At 62.5% G+C, this 4,118-nt stretch carries 4 protein-coding genes; all 4 read right to left on the bottom strand.

The genetic code is table 11. The features are described from left to right. On the bottom strand, window positions 1-665 hold a 665-nt coding region (locus tag NZM16_RS02950; protein ID WP_295478436.1), incomplete at its 3' end, for a CRISPR-associated endonuclease Cas3''. 190 nt (window positions 666-855) lie between these two features. Then, complete coding sequence (cas5, locus tag NZM16_RS02945; protein WP_295478433.1) at window positions 856-1,587, bottom strand: CRISPR-associated protein Cas5; 732 nt, start codon at window positions 1,585-1,587, stop codon at window positions 856-858. Further along, window positions 1,566-2,495, bottom strand: coding sequence for a type I-B CRISPR-associated protein Cas7/Cst2/DevR (cas7i, locus tag NZM16_RS02940; protein WP_295478430.1), 930 nt, complete (start codon window positions 2,493-2,495; stop codon window positions 1,566-1,568). Before cas7i ends, cas5 begins: the two co-directional genes overlap by 22 nt. Before the next feature lie 88 nt (window positions 2,496-2,583). Further along, on the bottom strand, window positions 2,584-4,089 hold the full coding sequence (locus NZM16_RS02935) for a hypothetical protein (RefSeq protein ID WP_295478427.1): 1,506 nt from the start codon (window positions 4,087-4,089) through the stop codon (window positions 2,584-2,586). Window positions 4,090-4,118 lie beyond the last annotated feature (29 nt).

Genomic DNA, 4,118 nt, shown 5'->3' with positions numbered 1-4,118 from the left:
CTCAGGAAAAGGATGCCGGGATCGTTCCTCTTCCCCGAGGCCAGCCAGTCGGCCAGATGCAGCACAGCCTTGACCTGGGCGAAGTCCATCGTCGGCAGGCTCTGCAGGAGACCGCGCAGGGTGCGTTCGTCCCTGCCCCATTTGATCCCGCGGTCGTCAAGCAGGGCGGCAGGGGAATTCTGCCGCATCAGCTCCAGGATCTGTTGGATCTGCAAGGACTCGAAGGAAGGCAGCCCGCGGATCCCGAAGGCACTTAGCGACGCCCACAGGCTCTCTAAGAGGGTTTGGATCTCCGGGCAATACCTCGGAGCCCCATACCCTAAATACAACCGGGCGCTGAGGGGGGAGTGATGGCTGAGCACTGCGGCAGTGGCCTCCAGGCGTTCCGGGTCCAGGCCGAGGGCGGCGTTCACCAAGCGCTCGGCCATCAGCACGAAGGGCATGGAGGCTAGGGCGTGGGGATAGGCCTGTTTCCGCTGGCCGCGGATGTGTTCTTGGAAATCTACGGTGGCCTTGCCGACGTCGTGCAGAGCGCAGGCCAGGAGGGCCTTCGCGCGCAACAGCTCCGAAAGCCCCAGCCGCTCAGCGATCTGAGCGCCCAGGTGCGCGACTTCCAGCAGGTGGTCCAGGAGGAGGGTGTCCGGCTTAGCCAGCAAGGGCTGCATGGATGGATCACTTTTTAGAAATTAGAAATAGGCACATTAGAAATGGGCGTGGCGTATGCCGCGCCCACGAACGCCAACCGGATGCCCGCCCGCCTGAAAGGCGCAAACCGGCAGCAAAACCGGCCTGGTGCAATCATCTCTCCGCTCCGGGGCAGGAGAAGGCGGAACGGGGCAATGCCCTCTAAAGCGTTTAGGGAGGAGGGATTTTGACTTCATTCATCCATGCGAAATGACGGTCTTTCCATCGCCATGCCCGGATCTCCGGCACCTCCAGCTCCACCCCGAGGGGCAAGAAGCTGATGGGGATTGGGTCTGCGGGGTGGCGAATTCCCCTCGCGTCGATTTCGAAGGCCAGGGGGAGCCTTTCCACCACCGGGGGCTCGAAGACTGCTCCGGGCCGCAGGGTGAGGCGGATCCCTGGCCGTTGTCGAACGTCGAGGGGCACCGCCGTGCCGTAGAGGCGGGGCTGGCCCAACTCCGCCTCAGCGAGCGCGATCTCCTCCACCTCCGCCAGCTCGTCCTCGCGGCCTAAGGACAGCGGGTAGGCTGGATCGCGGAAAGCCTGTTCTAGTTGCGTCAGGATTTCCTCCGGGCCTCCATAGATTAGGACGTATCGGGTGAAAAACAGAAGCTCCCGGAAGTAGGGCGAACGCTCGGCGATTCGACCCCCCTTGATCTTTAGCACCGTCCACATATCGCGGGCACGGCCGGGCTCGGCCTCCATCCACGCGGAGACCTTGAGCCGGCGCGCTGGGCTATCGGGTGCCCACAGCTTCCGATCGCCAAGCCCCATGGCCGCCCCCGCGATGCCGATCAACGTCGTCGGCGGAGGGAGGGGGAGCGTTCGCTGGTAGTTATGGTCGAGCGGGCGCCGGAAGGATGCCACCGGAGCCCGGACGGTCACGGCGAGGATTCGCTCCATAGCGTGTCCACGTCTTTCTGGGCTTCTGTAAGGGCCTCGCGTATGGTCAGGACGGGCCCGAAGTTCTTCAGCTCAGCACGGATTTCTGCCTCGTTTCCGAAGACGCCCGGGTCGATCCCGAAGATGGTTCGTTCAAGGTAGCCCGAGTATTTCCTCAGGGCGTTCGCCAGCGGCTCCAGCTTCAGGAGGTAGTGGCCGTCCTCGAACTGGGCCAGGAGGGCCTCCAGGAAGACGGGGTGCTTGGCCCGGAGCCGGGTGTAGGCGAGGAATTTCGGCGACAGGTCGGCCAGCATCCGAGCAGTGCGCCCTCCTCCCCAGAGAAGGCCGAGGGCCTCCAGAAGCTTCCGGAGCCGCTCCCTGCGCTTGTCCGGTTCCAGCGCTTGATCCGTTTTTTTGCCCGTTTCCGCAGCCCGGAACACCCCAACGCGGTCCAGTTCGATGAGCATGGTCCCCCGGAAGAGGTTGGCATAGAGTTCGGTTTCGAACATGTTTCCACCGGCGCCCATGGCCTGCCCGAAGCGCTCGAAGGAGCGGGTGCCGAGGTCTCGGTCGCCCTGGAAGGGGAACAACCCTACCGCGGTGGAGACTCGCACCGGGGAGGTGCGCCGCCGCTGGCCGGAGGGATCCAGATAGCCGAACAGGTCCTCGTCAATGAAATCCTGGGGGCGGACGGGTGGGGTGACCTCCTGGCCGCTGACCTGGGCGAAGGGTTCGGAGAGCGGATAGCCGAGCTCCTCCAGGCGATCGCGCAGCATCCGCCGGAGCGCCTGCCCCGAGATGTAGGGGATGGAGCTGCCGTCCGGCAGCGTGATCTTCTTGGCGACCACCACGTTCCCTTCCGTGTGGGAAGCGTTCACATTGGCAGCGGAGACTTTAAACAGATAGCCGATGACGATCGCCTTGCTCATTTCGACCTCCATAAGGAAAATGCGGCTTGCGCGTTTGGCCTCTTTCAGGGGTGCTATTCGATCACGCCCTCTGAAGCCTTTGGCGCCGTTATCCCGGTTGCTGGCTCTCCTTGCGCAGGTAGGCGTTCATGGCATAGATCGACAGAAGCGTCTTGACCCGGATCCATGGGACGCCCGCGATGCGCTCACCCTTCTCGATGCGCAATAAGGCTTCTGGGATCGTGATCTGCAAGCGGAATTGAGCGTCGTTAAGCACCCGATAGAAGTCCTCCGGATTCTTCGCGTTGCGCAGCGCGTAGAGCAGGCCCATCTCGTTGTTCTTCTGCGCGGACTCCCCGAGGGAATGGCCGAATCCCGCCAGGATTTTCTGGAATTGCTCGTCCATGCTGAAAACCTCCTGCAGGTATGTGGTCAACACCTCGATGGTCCCCCAGGCCAGCGGGCGGCGGCTCTTCTCACGGGCGCGAGCTTCGTAAAGGAACGCCTCGATGAAGGGGGACGGGTCACCGAACTCCAAGATCGCCCACGCCACCTTATCGCGCCAGATGGTCTCGCGGTTCTGTCCCTGTTGGGCCCAGAACTGTTCGAAGATGAAGACGATCTGGCGGTGAGGGTTGTCGCTGATCCCCTTTTCGCGCAGGAGGTTCCACCATCGTTCATAAAGCCGATAAAGGCGATGCAGGTTCGAGAATTCCTTCAGCGCCTCCATGTCGAAGGCCCGGCCGGGCTTGCCGGTGATGACATACAAAGAAAGGGGGGTGGAGGGCTGATCGGTGGCCCCGAACAGGGCGGCCAGCTCGCGGCGGGCCTCTTCGGAAAGCTGATCGGAGGCATGGACGTGGGCGAAGAGGGCGAGGAGAAGTCCCCAGGTGGTTTCGTGGAGGTAGGGGCCGGCGAAGGCCGTCGGGGCGTTTCCCCCCCGATCCCCTTCCAGCCGGAGTGGATCGATCACCTCCCGATAGAATCGTTCCAGCTCCCACAGGTCGGTGGTGTGGAAGATAAAGAAGTGGAGGGCAGCCCGGCCCTGGGCCTTCCACAGCCATCCCAGATACCCGGCCAGGCCGGCCAGCGCGCATCGGGCGCAAAGCCGGAGCCCCCGCTTCGTGCCGGGGTAGAAGGTGCCGAATTTCTGGGGATCCACCACGAAGGGATACATCCACATTGTGGCTTCGGTGAGGGGCGCCTGATCCCCACAGATGTCGCAGATGCCGGCCTTCTGGCTGAGCTTAAGTTTGAGATCGAAGACAGGGGGGCGCGTGAAGTATTTTTTCTTCTCCTTCTCGTCCTTTTTCTTCTCCTTCTCGTCTTCGATTTCAACCTTAGGAGCGGAGCCGGAGACCTTGATGAAAAGGTTGGTCGGATAAACCCAGTTGACCTTATCGTATTCGCGGATCTCCCCAGTTTGCGGGTCGAAGTATTGGCCCCGGTTGCCGCTTGGCTGGACAAGCTGTTGCACCAGCCCTTGCATGATCGTTTGGATCGGGTATGTTCCAGCACCGAACCGGCGCACCAGCACCACGGTCCCCGCGTCGATCCAGAAATTGCCCGTTGGGCGATCCAGGGAGAGATGGACGGTTTGAGATCGAGACAGCATCCTGGTTCTCCTCAATCGAGCGGGATTTC

Origin of the sequence: Thermoflexus sp. (genome assembly GCF_025055495.1) — a bacterium.
In the GTDB taxonomy this organism is placed as follows: Bacteria; Chloroflexota; Anaerolineae; order Thermoflexales; family Thermoflexaceae; genus Thermoflexus.
This window is presented reverse-complemented; position numbering and strand designations above follow the sequence as displayed.

What these genes read in the sequence shown, in the direction of transcription:
- cas5 (WP_295478433.1), bottom strand. Translation starts at nt 1,587, where the DNA reads ATGGAGCGAATCCTCGCCGTGACCGTCCGGGCTCCGGTGGCATCCTTC.
- cas7i (WP_295478430.1), bottom strand. Translation starts at nt 2,495, where the DNA reads ATGAGCAAGGCGATCGTCATCGGCTATCTGTTTAAAGTCTCCGCTGCC.
- NZM16_RS02935 (WP_295478427.1), bottom strand. Translation starts at nt 4,089, where the DNA reads ATGCTGTCTCGATCTCAAACCGTCCATCTCTCCCTGGATCGCCCAACG.